At 32.7% G+C, this 20,096-nt stretch carries 19 protein-coding genes and 2 tRNA genes; 13 read left to right on the top strand and 8 right to left on the bottom strand.

Annotated features, from left to right (window positions below):
* Nucleotides 1-175 precede the first annotated feature (175 nt).
* The 8 genes from ACVCXO_RS18335 (at nucleotide 176) to lspA (ending at nucleotide 6,567) form a co-directional block, all read left to right on the top strand.
* Nucleotides 176-613: a hypothetical protein gene (locus ACVCXO_RS18335; protein ID WP_452231038.1), complete on the top strand. Its 438-nt coding sequence runs from the start codon at nucleotides 176-178 to the stop codon at nucleotides 611-613.
* 198 nt (nucleotides 614-811) lie between these two features.
* Complete coding sequence (locus tag ACVCXO_RS18330) at nucleotides 812-1,414, top strand: TetR/AcrR family transcriptional regulator (protein ID WP_452231037.1); 603 nt, start codon at nucleotides 812-814, stop codon at nucleotides 1,412-1,414.
* A gap of 55 nt (nucleotides 1,415-1,469) precedes the next feature.
* Nucleotides 1,470-2,270, top strand: coding sequence for a haloacid dehalogenase type II (locus tag ACVCXO_RS18325; RefSeq protein WP_452231036.1), 801 nt, complete (start codon nucleotides 1,470-1,472; stop codon nucleotides 2,268-2,270).
* Nucleotides 2,271-2,651, top strand: coding sequence for a DoxX family protein (locus ACVCXO_RS18320; protein WP_452231035.1), 381 nt, complete (start codon nucleotides 2,271-2,273; stop codon nucleotides 2,649-2,651).
* Between the two features lie 11 nt (nucleotides 2,652-2,662).
* The gene (locus ACVCXO_RS18315) at nucleotides 2,663-3,397 is read left to right on the top strand and encodes an SDR family oxidoreductase (protein ID WP_452231034.1); all 735 of its coding nucleotides are present in this window, start codon (nucleotides 2,663-2,665) and stop codon (nucleotides 3,395-3,397) included.
* Nucleotides 3,398-3,477: 80 nt separating this feature from the next.
* The gene (locus tag ACVCXO_RS18310; RefSeq protein WP_452231033.1) at nucleotides 3,478-5,034 is read left to right on the top strand and encodes an NAD(P)/FAD-dependent oxidoreductase; all 1,557 of its coding nucleotides are present in this window, start codon (nucleotides 3,478-3,480) and stop codon (nucleotides 5,032-5,034) included.
* Nucleotides 5,035-5,193: 159 nt separating this feature from the next.
* The gene (fabD, locus tag ACVCXO_RS18305; protein WP_452231032.1) at nucleotides 5,194-6,087 is read left to right on the top strand and encodes an ACP S-malonyltransferase; all 894 of its coding nucleotides are present in this window, start codon (nucleotides 5,194-5,196) and stop codon (nucleotides 6,085-6,087) included.
* Nucleotides 6,088-6,567: a signal peptidase II gene (lspA, locus tag ACVCXO_RS18300; RefSeq protein ID WP_452231031.1), complete on the top strand. Its 480-nt coding sequence runs from the start codon at nucleotides 6,088-6,090 to the stop codon at nucleotides 6,565-6,567. It abuts the gene before it with no gap.
* Nucleotides 6,568-6,611: 44 nt separating this feature from the next.
* On the opposite strand, the gene ACVCXO_RS18295 is transcribed toward lspA, so the two are convergent.
* From ACVCXO_RS18295 to ACVCXO_RS18285, 3 genes are all read right to left on the bottom strand, one after another.
* Nucleotides 6,612-6,803, bottom strand: a complete 192-nt coding sequence (locus ACVCXO_RS18295; protein WP_452231030.1) for a hypothetical protein — start codon at nucleotides 6,801-6,803, stop codon at nucleotides 6,612-6,614.
* A gap of 162 nt (nucleotides 6,804-6,965) precedes the next feature.
* Complete coding sequence (galE, locus tag ACVCXO_RS18290) at nucleotides 6,966-7,985, bottom strand: UDP-glucose 4-epimerase GalE (protein ID WP_452231029.1); 1,020 nt, start codon at nucleotides 7,983-7,985, stop codon at nucleotides 6,966-6,968.
* A gap of 101 nt (nucleotides 7,986-8,086) precedes the next feature.
* Nucleotides 8,087-9,244, bottom strand: a complete 1,158-nt coding sequence (locus ACVCXO_RS18285) for a DegT/DnrJ/EryC1/StrS family aminotransferase (protein ID WP_452231028.1) — start codon at nucleotides 9,242-9,244, stop codon at nucleotides 8,087-8,089.
* 142 nt (nucleotides 9,245-9,386) lie between these two features.
* Here ACVCXO_RS18285 and ACVCXO_RS18280 point away from each other — a divergent pair, with 142 nt between their 5' ends.
* The 3 genes from ACVCXO_RS18280 (at nucleotide 9,387) to ACVCXO_RS18270 (ending at nucleotide 11,713) form a co-directional block, all read left to right on the top strand.
* Nucleotides 9,387-10,649, top strand: a complete 1,263-nt coding sequence (locus ACVCXO_RS18280) for a 3-deoxy-D-manno-octulosonic acid transferase (RefSeq protein ID WP_452231027.1) — start codon at nucleotides 9,387-9,389, stop codon at nucleotides 10,647-10,649.
* Between the two features lie 115 nt (nucleotides 10,650-10,764).
* Nucleotides 10,765-11,199: a hypothetical protein gene (locus ACVCXO_RS18275; protein ID WP_452231026.1), complete on the top strand. Its 435-nt coding sequence runs from the start codon at nucleotides 10,765-10,767 to the stop codon at nucleotides 11,197-11,199.
* 100 nt (nucleotides 11,200-11,299) lie between these two features.
* Nucleotides 11,300-11,713 (top strand): hypothetical protein, encoded by a 414-nt coding sequence (locus ACVCXO_RS18270; RefSeq protein WP_452231025.1) that lies wholly within the window; start codon nucleotides 11,300-11,302, stop codon nucleotides 11,711-11,713.
* Nucleotides 11,714-12,274: 561 nt separating this feature from the next.
* Here ACVCXO_RS18270 and ACVCXO_RS18265 read toward each other — a convergent pair.
* The 3 genes from ACVCXO_RS18265 to mutS all read right to left on the bottom strand — a co-directional run bounded on the left by ACVCXO_RS18265 (nucleotide 12,275) and on the right by mutS (nucleotide 15,193).
* Nucleotides 12,275-12,358: transfer RNA gene (locus ACVCXO_RS18265), tRNA-Leu, on the bottom strand.
* Nucleotides 12,359-12,408: 50 nt separating this feature from the next.
* A tRNA-Gly gene (locus ACVCXO_RS18260) sits at nucleotides 12,409-12,480 on the bottom strand.
* Between the two features lie 100 nt (nucleotides 12,481-12,580).
* Nucleotides 12,581-15,193, bottom strand: a complete 2,613-nt coding sequence (gene mutS / locus ACVCXO_RS18255) for a DNA mismatch repair protein MutS (protein ID WP_452231024.1) — start codon at nucleotides 15,191-15,193, stop codon at nucleotides 12,581-12,583.
* Nucleotides 15,194-15,349: 156 nt separating this feature from the next.
* On the opposite strand from mutS, the gene ACVCXO_RS18250 reads away from it, so the two are divergent.
* Both ACVCXO_RS18250 and ACVCXO_RS18245 read left to right on the top strand, forming a co-directional pair.
* Nucleotides 15,350-15,793, top strand: coding sequence for a DUF1573 domain-containing protein (locus ACVCXO_RS18250; protein WP_452231023.1), 444 nt, complete (start codon nucleotides 15,350-15,352; stop codon nucleotides 15,791-15,793).
* Nucleotides 15,794-15,860: 67 nt separating this feature from the next.
* Nucleotides 15,861-16,406, top strand: a complete 546-nt coding sequence (locus ACVCXO_RS18245) for an RNA methyltransferase (protein ID WP_452231022.1) — start codon at nucleotides 15,861-15,863, stop codon at nucleotides 16,404-16,406.
* Here ACVCXO_RS18245 and ACVCXO_RS18240 read toward each other — a convergent pair.
* Nucleotides 16,390-18,690, bottom strand: coding sequence for a hypothetical protein (locus ACVCXO_RS18240; RefSeq protein ID WP_452231021.1), 2,301 nt, complete (start codon nucleotides 18,688-18,690; stop codon nucleotides 16,390-16,392). The genes ACVCXO_RS18245 and ACVCXO_RS18240 overlap by 17 nt on opposite strands.
* A gap of 40 nt (nucleotides 18,691-18,730) precedes the next feature.
* Nucleotides 18,731-19,858 (bottom strand): 2-amino-4-hydroxy-6-hydroxymethyldihydropteridine diphosphokinase, encoded by a 1,128-nt coding sequence (folK, locus tag ACVCXO_RS18235; RefSeq protein WP_452231020.1) that lies wholly within the window; start codon nucleotides 19,856-19,858, stop codon nucleotides 18,731-18,733.
* Nucleotides 19,859-20,096: the final 238 nt, after the last annotated feature.

Here is a 20,096-nt window from a genome sequence, read left to right as displayed (position 1 = left end):
ATTAGAAAAGGGGAAGCACTTCCTGTTACAGAAATCAAATAATAAAACAATTGGAAATTTATGAAAAATAATAAACCATCTTTAATTGCTGGTTTATTTCAAAAATCATATTAAAGTCAGAAAAAACCTATTAATTTGTAAACTTAAAATTAATATAACCTCTAACCCCATTTCAATGAAACAAAAAATCACTTTAGCTGTATTACTATTTACAATTAGTCTTAATTTCCAATCCTGTATGAGCACGGTTGCCGGTATACTTAATCAGGAAATTATTGATCAAACTGAAGATAATTATGTTAATAACGAGATTAAAAGAATAGCACAATTAAATTTATCTGAGGACCAATTATTGAAAGCTAATAAAGTATTTTCAGAAGCATATACTGAAAAAAGAGATAATGCTCACAGAGAAAAAAGTAAAGAAATTAGTAAGAAGGCATCATTTAATAATCTTAAGTATATTATATACAAAAACCAGGTGAAATTTGAACGAATTTTAAACAAAGAACAGTTAATAGCCTCTAGACAAAGTAACTATGGTTTAAACGCAGATCAATTAAAAAAACTAAAAAATGATGTTTCTAAAATGGGTTATAGCCTTAGCTTTTAAAATAGCTTATCTTAAATAACGAATCCGTAAAAGAAAGAAAACAAAGCTACACCTATTTCTGTAGCTTTTGTTTTCATATCTAATTTCGCTCCTATTACTTTTGAAATATGTACATCCAAAATAATTATATTTTTTAAAAAATTGTTAAATAAAAATCAAAAACATACCGACTAGTATTTTTTAATATACATTTGCACTATGCAACAAGAATTAAAATCGGAACTCACAAAGCAAAACATTCTAAACGAATCTTTTAAGCTGTTTTATGAAAATGGTTTTAAAACTACAAGTGTCGATAAAATAATGAAAGCTACCAAACTCACTAAAGGAGCTTTTTATCATCATTACAAAAACAAAAAAGAGCTTGGTCTTGCCGTAATTAGTTTAAAACTTCAAAAAAGGGTACATGACGGTATGATTGCACCTTTGTACAAACCAGGAAACACTTTAGAGATTTTAGAAACCACCTTTTTAGAGCGATTAAAGTCTTTTCCGCTATATGATAAGCAACACGGTTGCCCAATGAATAATTTTATAAATGAAATTGGAGATCTCGAAATAGCATACCAAATGGCTTTAAGAAGTATTATTGAAGAATGGAAAGCAGCACTTACCCATTTAATCCATAGAGGTAAAACTGAAAAAACAATCAGCGAAAATGTTTCCAGTAAAGCAGTAGCTGTTTACCTCATAAGTGCTTTTGAAGGAATTCGTGGCATTAGAAAATTATATGATAATGACATAATTATTGATGAATTTATCTCCGGACTTTCCATCTACCTAAAACAAATAAAAGCTTAATTTTTTTTACCCTAAAACATACTAGTTGGTATGTTTTTAATTAATGATAATATATATGAAAAACGAAAAAAACAATAGACGAGACTTTCTAAAAAAAGCAGCAATAGTAGGTTTAGCTGCGCCGCATTTAGCATTTAGCTCTTCTTTAAAGGAACCAGAAAAAAAAGAAAAAAGCAACATACGACCTAAAGTATTATTTTTTGATGTCAATGAAACCTTACTAGACCTTACTGTAATGAAAGACAGTGTTGGTAAAGTATTAGGAAACCGAAGCGATTTATTACCATTATGGTTTACAACCATGTTACAGTATTCTTTAGTAACCACAGTAGGAAGACAATACAACGATTTTGGAATTATTGGTGCTGCTGCCTTACAAATGGTTGCTTCTAACCATGGCATTACAATATCAGAAACCGAAGCAAAAGAAGCTATTTTAGGTCCGATTCGATCTTTACCTGCACATCCCGAAGTAAAAGAAGCACTTCAAAAATTAAAAGATGCTGGTTATAAACTAGTATCCTTTACAAACTCCTCTAACAAAGGTGTGCAAACCCAATTTGAAAATGCAGGCTTAATTGATTTTTTTGATGATCGTTTGAGTATCGAAGATATTGGAAAATTTAAACCACATACAGATGCTTATGATTGGGCGGCAAGAAAAATGGGAATTAAACCTATCGAATGCTTACTAATTGCTGCACATGGATGGGATATTGCAGGTGCACTTTGGGCAGATTGGAGAGGTGCTTTTGTTAGCAGACCAGGAGCACAATTATATCCTTTAGCAGATAAACCAGAAATTGTGGCATCCAATTTAACACAAATAGCAAATCAACTTATAGCATTAAAATAAATGAAATATTTAAAAAATCAAATAATAAACGTTTTGATAACTGCTGTAATGGTATTTTTTGCGATTCCTAAATTATTAGGAAAACCGCAAAGTATCGAAGGCTTTCAACAATTTGAAAATGCCTTTGGTATTCCTGCAGATTTATTTAGAATCTTTACAGGAATTGCAGAACTTGGATTAGCAACATTATTTATCATTTTCGCTATTAATAAAAATAAAACAATTGGTAAAATCGCATTTGCTTTTTTATTAATAACCATGATAACCGCTTTATTTCTGGAATTTTTTGCAAGGCCAGAACCAAAAATGATTCTTGTAATCATTGCTATTATTTTAGTCCTTATTTCGGTTTTCCGCTTAAAAAAATTATCTAACGCTTAAACTATAAACACATGAAACTAGAAAACAAAGTAGTAATAGTAACTGGTTCTTCTAAAGGAATTGGAAAAGAAATAGCAACACTTTTAGCTAAAAATGGAGCAAAAGTAGTAGTAAATCATTCGAATAGTGAAGCAGAAGCTAAAGCTGCCGTAGATACCATTTTAAAAAATGGTGGTACAGCCATTTCTGTAAAAGCAGATGTAAGTATAAAAGAAGAAGTAACCCAACTATTTGACCAAGCCATTGCTGCATTTGGCAAAGTAGATGTATTAATAAATAATGCTGGGGTTATGATTTCTAAAGCATTAAAAGATAATACCGAAGCCGATTTTACTAAACAATTTAATGTCAACGTAAAAGGTGTCTTTAACACATTACAGGAAGCAAGCAGTAAATTAGCAGACAACGGAAACATTATCAATATATCCTCCAGTACGGTAAAATTAATGTTTCCTACATACGCAATATACTCTGCATCTAAAGCTGCAGTAGAACAAATGACACGTGTGTTTTCTAAAGAAATAGGAAGAGGGATTTCGGTAAATGCATTAGCTCCCGGCGCTACAGAAACCGAATTATTTTTAAAAGGAAAGTCCCAAGAATTTATAGACAAACTAAGTAGCATGAATGCTTTTAATCGCCTTGCCAAACCAATCGACATAGCAAAAGTGGCTTTATTTTTAGCCAGTGACGATTCTAAATGGATTTCTGGTCAAGTAATTGGTGCTAATGGTGCATTAGTTTAACTTCATATATAAAGCGTGATAGGGATGTAAAACTCCTAAAATCTTTAATCCGCTATCGCATTTTTTCATAAATTCGCAGTATGATTAAAGACCTTCAATTACGCGTTTCCCTTAAGGAAGAAGAAATACCTAATATCCTTTTGAAAAAAGCTTCCAAAATACTAGCTATTTCTTACGAAGATATTTCCGGAATTAAAGTATTGCGTAAGTCTATTGATGCGCGTAAACCCAAAATAATCTTTAATTATAAGGTTGCTGTTTACATCAAAGAACCGGTTCCGCAAAAATCAGAATACTCTTTTGAATATAAAGACGTTTCTAATGCAAAACCGATTCATATTATTGGTTTTGGTCCTGCAGGAATGTATGCCGCTTTGCGTTGTATAGAACTTGGTTTTAAACCTATTGTTCTGGAACGCGGTAAAAATGTAAAAGACAGACGTCGCGATTTAAAAGCAATTAATCAAGATCATTTTGTAAACGAAGATTCTAACTATTGCTTTGGTGAAGGTGGCGCAGGTACCTACTCTGACGGAAAACTATACACCCGAAGTTTAAAACGTGGTGATGTGCGCCGTATTTTTGAAAACCTTGTTTTTCATGGTGCAACCGATCAGATTCTAGTAGATGCACATCCGCATATTGGAACCAATAAGCTTCCTAAAGTAGTTACTAACATTAGAGAAACCATTTTAAAATTTGGTGGCGAAATTCATTTTGATACTCGTGTCACCGATTTTGTTATAAAAAATAATACTATTCAAGCTATTCAATTACAAAATGGCACAGAACTAACCGCAAATCGCGTTATTTTAGCTACTGGTCATTCTGCTCGTGATATTTATTATTTATTACATAAAAAGGAAATCGCTTTACAAGCAAAATCTTTTGCAATGGGAGTTCGTGTAGAGCATCCACAACACATTATAGATTCTATTCAATACCATTGTGATGGCAATCGTAGCGAATTACTTCCTGCGGCTGCTTATAGTTTGGTACATCAAGTAAATGATAGAGGCGTATATTCTTTTTGTATGTGTCCTGGCGGATTTATAGTTCCTGCTGCTACTGCAAACGGAGAAGTGGTTGTAAATGGAATGTCACCTTCTAAACGAAATAACGAATTTGCAAATTCGGGAATTGTAGTTGAAATTAATGTGGATAAAGATTTAGCTAAATATGAAAAGTTTGGCGTTTTAAAAGGATTAGAATATCAGAAGGATTTTGAAAAACTAGCTTTTAATGCTGGCGGAAGAAGTCAAGCTGCGCCTGCCCAACGTTTAACTGATTTTGTAGAGGGAAATTTATCTGCGAGTTTAAATCCGACCTCGTATCAACCAGGTCTGCATTCTGCACCATTACATTCTTTATTTCCTAAATTTATAGGAAGTAGATTACGTCAAGGTTTTAAAGCTTTTGGTTCTAAAATGAACGGTTTCTATACTGCGGAAGCCAATATTATTGGAGTAGAATCTAGAACTTCATCTCCTGTAAATATTCCACGAAATGAAAATTTAGAACATCCAGAAATTATCGGACTTTTCCCTTGTGGGGAAGGTGGCGGTTATGCTGGCGGAATTGTTTCTGCTGCAATGGATGGTGAACGCTGTGCAGAATCTGCAATTGTTGGATTATAAAAAACGGAATAGAGACCACTTTGCTTTTAGATACAAGAGCCAAGACTTAGTGCTTATTCTTCTATAAAAAAATTTAAAAATAGAAACAAACCTTGATTCTTGACTCTTGATTCTTTTAAAGATTTTATTCCTATTTTTGCAATTCAAAATAAAAAACAAATGAACGCATATATATTTCCAGGTCAAGGCGCACAATTCTCAGGAATGGGTTTAGATCTTTACGAAAACGCTCCGGAAGCACAACATCTATTTGAAGATGCGAATGCTATTTTAGGTTTCAACATTACCGATATTATGTTTGAAGGTACAGCGGAAGCTTTAAAAGAAACTAAAGTAACCCAACCAGCAATATTTTTACACTCTGTAATTTTAGCAAAAACTTTAGGTGAAAGCTTTAAACCAGATATGGTTGCCGGACATTCTTTAGGTGAATTTTCTGCGCTAGTTGCTGCAGGTGCTTTAACTTTTGAAGACGGATTACGTTTAGTATCCAAACGTGCTTTGGCGATGCAAAAAGCCTGCGAAATACAACCAAGTACTATGGCTGCTGTTTTAGGCTTAGAAGATAAAGTGGTAGAAGAAATTTGTGCAAAAATGGAAGGAGTTGTAGTTGCCGCAAATTATAACTGTCCCGGTCAATTAGTAATCTCTGGTGAGATAGATGCTATTAACCGCGCTTGTGAAGCGATGAAAGAAGCTGGAGCAAGACGTGCTTTAGTACTTCCTGTTGGTGGAGCATTTCACTCGCCAATGATGGAACCTGCAAGAGAAGAATTAGCTGCTGCTATAGAAAACACAACGTTTAGCAAACCAAATTGCCCAATTTATCAAAACGTTACTGCAAGTGCTACAACGGACGAAGCAGAAATAAAAAAGAATTTAATTTCGCAACTTACTGCTCCTGTACGTTGGACGCAATCGGTACAACAAATGATTACAGATGGTGCCACTTTATTTACAGAAGTTGGACCAGGAAAAGTTTTACAAGGATTGGTTAAAAAAATTAATAGAGAAGCGCAAACAGCTACTGCAACTATAGAAACCAAAGCATAAATGAAACGTTCTCTCTTTATTGCATTTTTAATTATTTTCAATATTGTTATTGATCAACTTTCTAAAATTTGGACACGAACAAATGTTGTAAAAGGAAGTAAATCGGAAATCCTTGGTGACTACCTTACTTTACACAATGTAGAAAATTCTGGAGCATTTTTAGGAATGGGAAGTGATTTGAGTCCGACAATGCGAGCAATATTCTTACTTATTATCCCAGTATCTGTAATGGGCTATGTTTTATTTCTTCTTTTTAGTAATAAAGATTTAGACAAACTTTCCATAATAGGCTTTTGCTGTATTTTAGGTGGTGGAATAGCTAATATTTACGATCGATTCATGTATGGTTCTGTAACCGATATGTTCCATATAGATCTTGGCGGTGTTTTTAGAACTGGAATTTTTAACGTTGCAGATATGTCTGTAATGGTTGGTTTAGGATTTCTAATTCTTGGCAATTTTAAAAAGAAAAAAGCGTAAATTATAAAGCACAAAAAAGCCTCGAAATATTTCGAGGCTTTTTTTTATTTCACTAGACTACAAGCATCGCAGTCTTTTACTTTTCCGTAATAGGTTTCTCGATATTTATGTAATGTTTTAATAGGAATGCCAAGTACTTGCTTTTTAATGTAAGTAACTTTTGCACTAACACGTCCCATGTTTGGAGCAAATCTGTTTTCTTGTCTTGTCTGACGCTTTACTGAAATCCATTTCATTGTTTTATCATTTTCATTAGCTACAAAGAAAACAAGAATATACGCCAATCCCGAATCTACAATATTAAAATATTGTTAATCAGCTTATTAATAAAAATCACATACCTATATGTACAATCTATTACGCATATGATAATAGAACAGCAAATGCATTACGATATTTTAAGTAACATCTAGGCTATTTTGCCATTGCCAAGAAGATAGAATGGCATCTTCTAGATTATATTTCGCTTCCCAACCTAGTACATCATTTGCTTTTTTGGTATCTGCATAAGCAGAAACAACATCTCCTGAACGTCTATTTACTATTTTATAATTTAGTTTTTTGTTGGCAACTTTTTCAAAAGTTTGAATAACCTCTAAAACCGAACTTCCTTTTCCTGTTCCCAGATTAAACGTTTCGTAATTAGATGTATTCTTTTGTTCTAACAATCTTTTTAAAGCTATCACATGCGCTTTAGCTAAATCTACAACATGAATATAATCTCTAACACAAGTTCCATCTATGGTTGGATAGTCATCCCCGAAAACAGAAAGCTGCTCACGTATTCCTGCTGCAGTTTGCATAATATAAGGGATTAAATTTTGTGGCACACCTATTGGTAATTCACCAATCAAAGTACTTTCATGTGCTCCTATTGGATTGAAATACCGCAATGCAATTACTTGTATTTTAGCATTTACTTTGCAAGTGTCTTGCAGGATTTCTTCTCCTATTTGCTTGGTGTTTCCGTAAGGAGATTCGGCAATTTTTATTGGTGCATCTTCCGTAATTGGCATGACATCTGCTTGCCCATAAACAGTACAAGAGGAACTAAAAATAAAATTAGCTATGGCTAACTTTTCTAATTCTTGAAGCACATAAACCAAGGTATTGATATTATTCTCATAATATAATAATGGTTTTTCTACACTCTCACCTACTGCTTTACTAGCAGCAAAATGTATTACTCCTTTTATGTCCTGGTGTTGTTTAAAAAATGCTTCAACTTTTACTTTATCTTTTAAATCTAGTTTTTCGAAAATGGGTGTTGTACCAGTTATGGCAACAATTCCTTTTAAAACATCGATAGAGGAATTCGATAGATTATCTATAATCACTACTTCATATCCTTCTTTTTGAAGTTCTACAACCGTATGTGACCCTATAAAACCTAAACCTCCTGTGACTAGTACTTTCATTGGCTGGTATGTGCGTTAGGGATGGAAGCGTTATCCTTTTTTTGGTTGCCTATACGGCAAAAAAAGATTTAAGCGAACAGCCTGACCCTTGCGGTAACGCTCTAATTATTTGCTATAAATTCTTTAATTTTATTGGTAATAAAGGCTATTTGCTCATCGTCTAACTCGGTATGCATTGGTAAAGAAATCACGTCTTTTATCAACTGGTTAGTAACCGGGAAATCTGCTTCATTATATCTAGAATCTTTATATGCTTTTTGATTGTGCAACGGAATTGGATAGTACACACCACATGGTATTTCGTGGCTATTTAAAAACTTCACTAAGCCATCTCTGTCCACATTGTTTAACTTTAAAGTATATTGATGAAAGACATGACAATCACAATTTTCGCAAATAGTAGTGCATGTTTTAGAAACCTGAGGTGTTGTTATGTTTGCTATTCCTTCTAAGGCTTGGTTATATTTTCTTGCTGCAGATTGCCTTGCTTTATTATAGCTATCTAAATGCGGTAATTTTGCATTTAAAACGGCCGCTTGAATAGAATCTAATCTTGAGTTTACACCAACTACATCGTGATGATAACGTTCATACATACCGTGATTTACAATTCCTCTAATGGTATGTGCTAATGCATCATCATTAGTAAAAATTGCTCCTCCATCTCCATAACCTCCTAAATTTTTGGAAGGGAAAAACGAAGTAGAAGCTACATGACCAATGGTTCCCGCTTTCGCTTTTTTACCATCACTGTAAGTGTACGATGCTCCAATTGCTTGTGCATTATCTTCAATTACGTACAAGTTGTGTTCTTCGGCAACTTTCATAATTGCTTCCATATTGGCACATTGACCAAATAAATGTACAGGAACTATTGCTTTTGTTTTTGGTGTTATCGCTTTTTTAATAGCTTCTACACTAATATTAAAGTCGTTTGGATCTACATCTACCAAAACTGGAGTTAATTGCAATAAAGCGATTACCTCAACAGTAGCTGCAAATGTAAAATCTGCAGTGATAACTTCATCTCCTGGTTTCAAACCTAAACCCATCATTGCTATTTGCAATGCGTCTGTACCATTGGCACAAGGAATAACATGCTTTACACCTAAATAATTTTCTAAATTTTCCTGAAACTCATGAACTTTTGGTCCGTTAATAAAAGATGCATTATCTATTATTTCTTGAATCGTTGCATTAACAACATCTTTTATACCTGCATATTGACCTTTAAGGTCAACCATTTGAATCTTTTTCACATTCTTAAATTTTGAAACCTTAACTATACATTTTGGCTCATTATATCTTACGAATTTACAAAAAACCATATTGTTTAGCAATGAAGATGAATGAATAAAAAATAATTTATTAAAAACTACTTATGTATATAATTTAAAAGAAATGTATTTTAGCAATAAACAAAAACTATTGGGTTTCATTTATAACATACTTATTTCTTTAACTTCATTTGTTTTAAAAGGAATAGCGCTATTTAACACCAAAATTAGTAAAGGTGTCCACGGAAGAAAACAGACATTTACTGTTTTAAAAAACAACATTCTACAAACAGATGCTTGTATATGGTTTCATTGTGCTTCTTTGGGAGAATACGAGCAAGGCTTACCTGTTTTTAAAGAAATTAGACAGCTTTACCCAAAGCACAAAATTGTACTCACTTTCTTTTCACCTTCTGGTTATGAAATTAGAAAAGATACAGAAATAGCAGATGTTGTTGTTTACCTTCCTTTAGATTCTAAGAAAAACGCAAAAAGATTTATAGATATAATAAACCCACAGCTGACTATTTTTGTAAAATATGATATTTGGCCGAATTTTTTAAAGGAAATAAAAAAGCGAAATTTAAAAGCCATTTTAATTTCTGCTCTTTTTAGACCTTCGCAATCTTTTTTTAAGTTTTATGGAAAAGAACAACGTAGTGCTTTATTTGCCTTCGAACATATTTTTGTTCAAAACGAGGCCTCAAAAGCTTTATTGAATACCATAGGCTACAACCATGTAACCGTTTCTGGTGATACCCGTTTTGATCGTGTTTATAGTCAGCTCTCCCAAAATAATACCTTAGCCTTTATTGAAGAATTTAAACAAGACAGTTTATGTGTTGTTGCAGGAAGTACTTGGCCTGAAGACGAAAACATCCTATTAGATTACATGAATAAAAATGCTTCCGAAGACTTGAAATTTATTATTGCGCCTCATAATCTTAAAACAGCACAAATAGATAGATTTAGTAAACAACTACAAGTACCTAGTATTAAGTATTCCGAAAAAGAAAACCAAGATGTGTCTAAATATCCCGTTTTTATAATGGATACTATTGGATTATTATCCAAAACCTATAGTTATGCGGATATTGCTTATATAGGCGGAGCAATGGGGAATACGGGTTTACATAATACTTTAGAACCGGCAGTGTTTGGTATACCTGTACTTATTGGAAAAAACTACAAAAAATTCCCGGAAGCATATGCAATGTTAAAAGAAAAAGGGATGTTCTCGGTGAAAAACAAAGAAGAATTAGACTTTATACTAACCGAGTTGATTCAAAATAAAGAAAAGAGATTGCGTTCTGGAGCTAAAAACTTAAATTATATTAAAAAAAACAAGGAAGCTGTAATCCAAATTATGAACTACATACGTAAATAGACTATTAAATCTACCTGAATAACGATTATGTTAAAAATTTTAACAAACATGTGCGAATTTTAACAGGAAGTTGTTACTTTCGTATATTGAAAATTAACACTAAAAACTATTACTGATGAAAAAATTATTATTAAGCGCAGCTTTACTATTAGCATTAAGCGTATCGTTTACATCTTGCAAAGACGTAAAAGAAAAAACAGATGCAGCAGGTGATGCTGTTGAAAATGCAGCTGCAGAAACAACTGAAGCTGTCGAAGAAGCTGCTGAAGCTGTAACAGAGACTGTAACAGGAGTTCCTTCTTTTGACAATGCAGAAGTACAATCTTATGTTACTGCTTACGAAGATTACATTGAAACTTACACGGAAGCTGTAACAACAAAGGACATGACTAAAATGCAAGCACTTGCAACTAAAGGTCAAGAACTTGCAACTAAAGGTCAAGAAGCAATGAAAAACGTAAAAGCTGAAGACATGAAAAAATTAACGGATTACATGACTTCGAAATCAACGGAAGTTATGGAATTAGCTAAGAAAATGACTGCTCAATAAAAAACAGCAAATAATTACACTATTAAAAGAAACCATTAAAAGTAATTTCTTTTAATGGTTTTTTTTGTACCATTAAAATTAACACTAAAAACTATTACTGATGAAAAAATTATTATTAAGCTCGGCTTTATTATTAGCATTAAGCGTATCATTTACTTCTTGTAGGGAAGCAAAAGAAAAAACAGATGAAGCAGGAAATGCTATAGAAAATGCTACTGAGGCTACTGGTGATGCATTAGAAGATGCTGCTGACGCTACGGAAGATGCAATCGAAAACGCTGCTGACGCTACTGAAGATGCAGTAGAAGATGCTAATAGCGCAACTAAAGACGCAATGGAAGATGCTGGTGATGCAATAAAAGGTGCTGCTAATGCTACTGGAGATGCTTTAGAAAACGCTGCTGATGCTACTGGTAATGCTTTAGAAAATGCTAAAGACGCTACTACTGGTGCAGTATCAAAAGCTGCGGATGCAGTTGCTGATAAAGCAAAAGAAATTAAAGATAAGCACTAAGAAATTTTCTTATTTTTTATTTAAAAGCCTTCATAAATATGAAGGCTTTTTTTTGTGTCTATTTTTAAGGTTTGAGACCTTATAAAACAAAACACAACTAGACTATACCGATTTTATACAAAAGGCAGGAAACGAAACGCGTGGCGCTCCTATCGATACATTAAGAAAAGACAACTCATAACACGTAATTGCTTTTTTCTTTTGCACTGTATTTAAAAGAGAATTTTGGGACGTTTTCTAAAATACAAAAGCCTTTCATTCCTGTAAGGCTTTTATATTGAAGACGGGAATTGACTGCGTCGAGTCCTAGTTTCAACATGTTGAGAAAAGCCAATCTATAGCATTGGAATTCTTCTTTACTCCAAGAATACTCTTGAAATTAAAACTTACTTAAATTTTTAAAACACAAAAGCCTTACATTCCTGTAAGGCTTTTGTGCTGAAAACGGGAATTGACTGCGTCGAGTCCCAGTTTCAACATGTTGAGAAAAGCCAATCCAAAAGATTGGATTGTTTTTTTTAAAACAAAAAAGCCGAAACTTTCGTTTCGGCTTTTCATCTGTACTGAAGACGGGACTTGAACCCGTACGTCCTAATGGACATTGGATTTTAAGTCCAACGTGTCTACCAATTCCACCACTTCAGCAGGAAACGATATTTAAAATATCACTTGGTATATTATTTTGAAAGTGTCAGAGCGAAAGACGGGATTTGAACCCGCGACCCCCACCTTGGCAAGGTGATGCTCTACCCCTGAGCTACTTTCGCAGTCTTTTGTATGAACGTGCAATATTGCTATTGCGGTTGCAAATTTAGAATAAATCTCTTAATTGCAAAGCTTTTTTTGAAAAAATATTATTTTTTTTTTTCAAACCTCCTTTTTCTTAACCAACATTCGTTTTATTTCGTTGAGTTTCATCAACGCCTCTACCGGCGTAAGTGTGTCAATATCAATATGTAATATTTCTTCTTTTATGTTTTCTAATAACGGATCGTCTAGATTAAAGAAACTCAATTGCATTTCATCTTTTAAAGATTTTACTTTATCTGTAAGTTCTTCGCTAGAATGTGATTTCTCTAATTTCTTTAAGATCTTATTCGCCCGATGTATTACCTGCTGTGGCATTCCAGCCATTTTAGCAACGTGAATTCCAAAACTATGCTCACTTCCACCAGGAACTAGCTTACGAATAAACAAAACGTTATCTTTTAATTCTTTTACAGAAACATTGTAGTTTTTTATACGAACAAACGTTTCTGTCATTTCATTAAGTTCATGATAATGGGTTGCAAAAAGCGTTTTTGGTTTTGCTGGATGCTCATGTAAATATTCGCTAATTGCCCAAGCTATAGAAATACCATCATAGGTACTTGTTCCTCTTCCTATTTCATCTAGCAAGACTAAACTTCTATTACTAATATTATTTAAGATAGAAGCTGTCTCATTCATTTCTACCATAAAGGTAGATTCTCCCATCGAAATATTATCACTCGCTCCTACTCTAGTAAATATTTTATCTACTAAACCAATTCTAGCAGCTTTTGCGGGAACAAAACTTCCCATCTGCGCTAGTAATACTATTAATGCTGTTTGGCGTAAAATAGCAGACTTACCAGACATATTAGGACCAGTAATCATAATCATCTGTTGGGTGTCTCTATCTAAGAACACATCATTAGCAATATAAGGTTCGCCAATTGGTAATTGCTTTTCAATTACAGGATGACGACCATCTTTTATTTCTAAGTCGTGCGAATCATCAATAATTGGATAGATATACGTATTATCTTTTGCTAATTGTGCAAAACCAGCTAAGCAATCTAATTGACCAATTAAATACGCATTCTGTTGTACCGGTTTTATGTATTGGTTCATCCAAGTAACCAATTCTGTAAATAGCTTTTGTTCTATGGCTAGGATTTTCTCTTCTGCACCTAAAATTTTTGTTTCGTATTCTTTAAGCTCTTCCGTGATATAACGCTCCGCATTCACTAAAGTCTGCTTTCTAACCCATTCTTCTGGAACTTTATCCTTATGTGTATTTCGTACTTCTATATAATAACCAAATACATTATTGGATGCTATTTTAAGAGAAGTGATGCCGGTACGCTCACTTTCACGTTGCAACATTTTATTCAAATAATCTTTACCCGAAGTAGACAAAGCACGTAGTTCATCTAATTCTTCAGAAAACCCTTGCGCAATACTATTTCCTTTTAAAACATTTACGGGAGCTTCTTCGTTAAGCATCGTTTTTATCTTCTCTCGAAGGATATCACAGCTTTGTAATTTATCACCAATAATTTTAAGTGATTCATTATCGCAATTAGACGATAATACTTTTATTGGCAGTATAGCTTCTAAAGAGTTTTTTAGCTGAATAACCTCTCTTGGATTCACCTTTGCTGTAGCGACCTTAGAGATTAGTCTTTCAATGTCTCCAATATGTTTTATATGATTCTGTATTTTTTGAAGCGTCGTTTTATCTTTCGTAAAGAAATCTACGACTTCATGACGTTCTTTTATTTTCTCTACATTCTTCAATGGTAAAGCCAACCAACGTTTTAATAAACGTCCTCCCATTGGAGAAATCGTTTTATCAATAACATTTAAAAGCGTCACTGCATTATTATTGGTAGAGTTATAAAGTTCTAGATTCCGGATAGTAAATCGATCCATCCAAACATAATCATCTTCAGCAATTCTAGAAACAGAAGTAATATGTTGCAATTTATTATGTTGTGTCTCTCCCAAATAATGTAAAACAGATCCGGAAGCGATAATCCCTTCCTGTAAATCTGCAATACCAAAACCTTTTAACGTTTTAGTATTAAAATGCTTAATTAAAGTTTCGTTTGCATAATCGGTTTGATATACCCAATCTTCTAAGTAAAACGTATGAAAATCAGTTCCAAAGGTTTCATTAAAAAGCGTTCGTTTTTGTTTGGAGACTAATACTTCACTCGGACTAAAATTTTGTAATAATTTATCGATATACTCGGCATTCCCTTGTGAGGTTAAAAATTCCCCTGTAGAAACGTCTAAAAAGGAAATTCCTATTTTGTTTTTATCGAAATAAACCGAACATAAAAAATTATTCGATTTAGAAACTAAAACCTCATCATTGAGTGCAACTCCGGGAGTTACAAGCTCAGTAACACCACGTTTAACAATGTTTTTGGTAAGTTTAGGGTCTTCTAACTGATCACAAATTGCAACACGTTCTCCAGCCTTTACTAATTTAGGCAAATACGTATTTAAAGAATGATGCGGAAAACCAGCAAGTTCAATTTCGCTTTCACTTCCTGCACCTCGTTTCGTTAATATTATACCTAGAATTCCAGCCGTTTTAATGGCATCTGCACCAAAGGTTTCATAAAAATCGCCAACACGAAATAACAATAAAGCATCTGGATACTTTACTTTTATAGCATTGTACTGCTTCATTAAAGGCGTTACTTTTTTTTCTTTTTTTGCCAAGGGTAGATGTTCTTTTTAGTAAAAATTGATTTCATTGCGAATTTAGTTAAATTAATAGTTGTTATAAAATAATGTTAAAAATTAAATTGTAATACGAAACACATATTGTTTTAGTAAATTTGGAATACTTATTTTTAAATCAAACCATTATAAATTATGAAAAAAGCAATTTTATTAAGTTTTGCTATGCTAGCAATGACGACAGTAGGAATAGCTCAAAACACCGAAAAAACTAGCGAAGTAAAAACAGTAGCTAATGAAGACGGCGCACAAATTGAGTTTGAATCGGAAACCATAGATTATGGAACCATAGAAAACAGCTCGGATGGAAATAGGGAATTTACATTTACAAATACAGGAAGCACTCCTTTAGTAATTACAAATGCAAAAGGCTCTTGCGGATGTACGGTTCCTACTTGGCCAAAACAAGCTATTGCTCCTGGAGAATCTTCTGTTATTGGTGTACGTTATGCTACAGATAGAACTGGATCTTTTTCCAAAAGTATAACGCTAACTTCTAATGCGGTAAACGCTCCTAAAAAAGTAATACACATTAAAGGAAAGGTTAATCCAAAACCAACAGAAGAAGAGAAAATTTAATTTCTTTTTTTGATAACTTTAAAGCTTCCTCTTCAAAAAGGAAGCTTTTTTTTTGAATATTTGCACTATGAGAAAACTAAAAAACAACGAGCTAGATCGATTAACCGTAGAAGATTTTAAAACTGCTACCAAGACTCCTATTATAATCATTTTAGATAATATTAGAAGCTTGAACAATATCGGCTCGGTATTTAGAACTAGTGATGCTTTTTTAGTTGAAAAAATCTATCTCTGCGGAATTACTGCTACTCCACCACACAAAGACATTCATAAAACAGCACTTGGAAGCACAGATACTGTTGCCTGGGAATATGCCGAAAGCACAACTTCTTTGGTAGAAAATCTAAAGGCTGAAAACGTAAAAATATGCGCTATCGAACAAGCGGAAAATGCAACCATGCTAAATGACTTTTCACCGGAAGCAAACACAAAATATGCTTTCGTTTTTGGAAATGAAGTAAAAGGTGTTGCCCAAGACGTGGTAAGCGCAAGTGATGTCGTAATTGAAATCCCTCAATTTGGAACCAAGCACTCCTTAAATATTTCGGTGAGTTGCGGCGTTGTGGTTTGGGATGTTTTTAGTAAAATGAAAAGCACTATTCTACAACAATAATTTCGCTAATCAATTTTCCTGACTTGGTAAACCCTTGAATAGAAAAAGTATATCCTGAAGAATTATTTTTAACTTTAAAAATAGCTTCCCCATTCGTATTGGTTTCTAGTATTGGTTTCCAATCTATTTCTGTTGCTTCATTTTGAAAATTAAAATCATGAATTGGCGTGTAATACTTTTTAGCCGTATTGTAACCATACTCAAAAACATAATTCTGGTATAATTCTACAATTCCTTTTTTGTAATTATCTGTTGTAAAAACTTGATATGCCCTAAACCCTTTTTTAAGAGGTTGCACCATTACATTTTCAACATCTTTCATTTCTAATTTTAAACCTCCTAAATCTTCAGACTCCATTCTTTTCCCATCAATAAACAGAAAAGCTTCTTTTTCTACACCCAACTCCAAATACCATTCTAATCCTTTCCAATTTACCAACCTAGCACCTTCTGCTCTTTCTAAATACCCCAAGAACAATTCTTTTTTATAACGATCGGCTACCTCTAATGGCATGTATTTTCCAATATCAAAAGTTATTTTCTTGTATTTACGCACCAATTTTGTTTTTTCTAAATACGCCTTAGTTTTAATTCTTCCAGTAACATTAACGGTATCTAACCTGGTAGCATCGGCTTCATAAAACACGAAGTCATCTTCTTTTTCTATGGCTACAGATGTATAATTTGACTTTAAAACTATAGGCTTAAATTCCAATTTAGAATGAACTACAGAATCTAAAGTCATATTTTCTGGTTTTGCCAATTCGTTATCTGGTTTTACAAAAGATAATTTTACAGCATCCCCTTTATATATCAACAGATTTTTAAAGGTGAAATCCAACTTATTATTCAAAAATATCTTATCTATTACCTTATTATCTTCACTAATTAACGCAAGGTTATTAGACCCTAATGGCGCAGCGTGACCAGACAATTTAAACCCTAATTCAAAGTCGTATTTATATTTTGGGTTTACATTATTCACAAATCGCGAAGTAGTATACTGCGTCCAACCTTGCGTTAACAATAGTAAGTCTGCATGTTGCAATCGATTTATGTTTTTTTCATCCAAGTAATAGGAAGGCTTTTCTATATATCCTTTTATATAAGGCGTTAGCAAAAAAGCAGACTCTATAGTAGTCTCTTCTTCTATTTGTGTTTTACTTGACATCACAGAAACGCTTAAATTAGCTCGTTCTGCTTCAGCTATCATTTTCAATTTAAAAACACTAGAATCTTTTTCTTTTAGTTGCTTTTCAACTTTCACTTGGATTTTAGCATTGTCTTTATACACAAAAAACTTTCTTTCCAGAATTGGCGTATCCTTTTTAAATACCGTTACCGTATTTACCCCGTTAAAAAAATCATTCTTATTTATTTGCAGAATTATTTTAGAAGTATCCCTAAGCACAATATCTGCGTAATTAACCAATTTATTATTTTGATGAAATAAAACCGAATAACTATCCTTTTGGCTTTGTAACGTTTTCCTATTCGTTTGCAATTGCATATCCACAAAATCTACGCGATCTATAACCTTAAGAGACAAACCTTCTTTTTTAGCCACTGGAACGTCCATTTTTAGAACCGTATCTTTTATCCTGATAATTGCTTGATATTTTTCTGATGCATCATAGAAAAGCGCACAAGTAGTCATTCCTAAATACCGATTTTCAAAACTCGTGATTACTTTATTTTTAGAATCTACAATTTCACCAGTAAAATCGAGTCCTTTCCCATTCACTAAAGCTTTAATAGCAATTACATTTTCGACATTTTCTAGTAAATAGCCTCCTTCTGGAAAAAGCTGTAGATCATATAAAACAGGATTATTTTCACCATTATTTTTAGCCGTATTACCTATACTTATTTTAGAGACAAATGTGTTTTCGTCTCCAAAATTTTTCATAAAATTAGTATGTGCCTGAATATAATAATCTCCATATTCTAAAGTATCGAATAGTTCAAATTGCCCAACTCCTACTCCTTTATTAATTAAAATATTTTGCTCTTCTATTAACTGGCCTGTTTCAGAAAACAAGCTAACATATAGCAAAGTCGTTTTTAATGAAGGCTTATTGACACTGGAAGAAACATAGCCCTTAAACCAAATAGTATCTTCTTTATCATACTTCGTTTTATTGGTATGTATAAATACTTTTTCGAAAAACAACGGATCCTTTTGTAATGCGGCAACTAAAGAATCTACAGATGTATCTTGCGCCATTGCAATTACACTAAAAAAAAGGAGAAAATAAAATAGTACATAATTGGCTAGCTTCATAAATTCTAAATATTTAGAAATTTACAAAAAAATTAAACAACTATTCACAAATTCTATCCAACAACCAAAGATAGTCTGCTCGGTTTTTAACAAAGTCTTTTTCAGAAATATCAATAATCTTGACATTCAATTCGGTTTGCTCTTTTAAAAACTCTAAATAACCAGAATTGATTTTATCTAAATAATCGTTTTCAATATCCTTCTCGTAGCTTCTACCTCTTTTTTTAATATTGGCTTGAAGTCTTTCTGTATTCTGATATAAATACACATACAAATCTGGTTTTGCGATGTCTTTATATACCTGATAAAAGAGTTTTCTGTAGAGTTTAAACTCATCTTCGGGTAAAGTAATTTTTGAGAATATTAGAGATTTAAACACATCATAATCACTAACAATAAAATCTTTAAATAAATCTAATTGTGATAAATCATCACTAATTTGCTGATAGCGATCGGCAAGAAAAGACATTTCTAAAGTAAATGCATAACGCTTTGGCTCTTTATAAAATTTAGGCAAAAACGGATTATCTGCAAAACGTTCCAAAATAAGTTTCGCATTAAAATCATGTGCCATTTTATTGGTGAAGCTCGTTTTTCCTGCTCCTATATTCCCTTCTATTGCAATAAAATTATATTTAGAAAAATCATACTGCTTACTTGTATTTTTTAACCAAATATTTACTGGCTCCAAAACACTAGTATCCTCGCATTCAGCTAACAAAACACCAACTTCTTTGTTTAATATGGGATGCTTCATTTGCGAAGCTATATTATGTAAAGGCTCCAATACAAACTTGCGTTTATGCATTTCTGGATGCGGAATCTGTAAGGATTTAGAATCTACAATTTCGTCTTCGTAAAAAACAATATCTAAATCTATAATTCTAGATTCATATCCTTCATTTTTAGAGCGAACTCTTCCTAATTGTTTTTCAATATCTAACAAAATCTTTAAAAGCTTACTTGCTTTAAATTCCGTTTCTAAAATTAAACACGTATTTAAAAAGGACTCGCCTTTAAAACCAAAAGCAGGTGTTTTATAGACCTTAGATATTATTTTAATATTACCAACTTGTTCGTGAATGCGATCAACAGCATTTTGCAAATTTTTAAATTTGTCGCCTTGATTGCTTCCTAAAGAAATGTATGCTTTTTTTGGTTGGTTCATAAGTAAATTAACACATCTTACTTTTTTCTATTTCCCACAAATAGTTAAAAACAAAAGAAAAGACGAATTCCTGCAAAATAACTAAAACAATTTTTAATGCTTTATATTTATCTTAGCTATTTATTCACAATTTAATCTCAAAAGTTTTTGAGTGGAAACTTGTCTAATCTGAATACGCTAAATGTGACAGATGAAAAACAAAAATTAACAGAAAATTTAGTAAACAAAATTTAGCTTC

The organism is Lacinutrix sp. MEBiC02404, from assembly GCF_053601575.1.
This window is presented reverse-complemented; position numbering and strand designations above follow the sequence as displayed.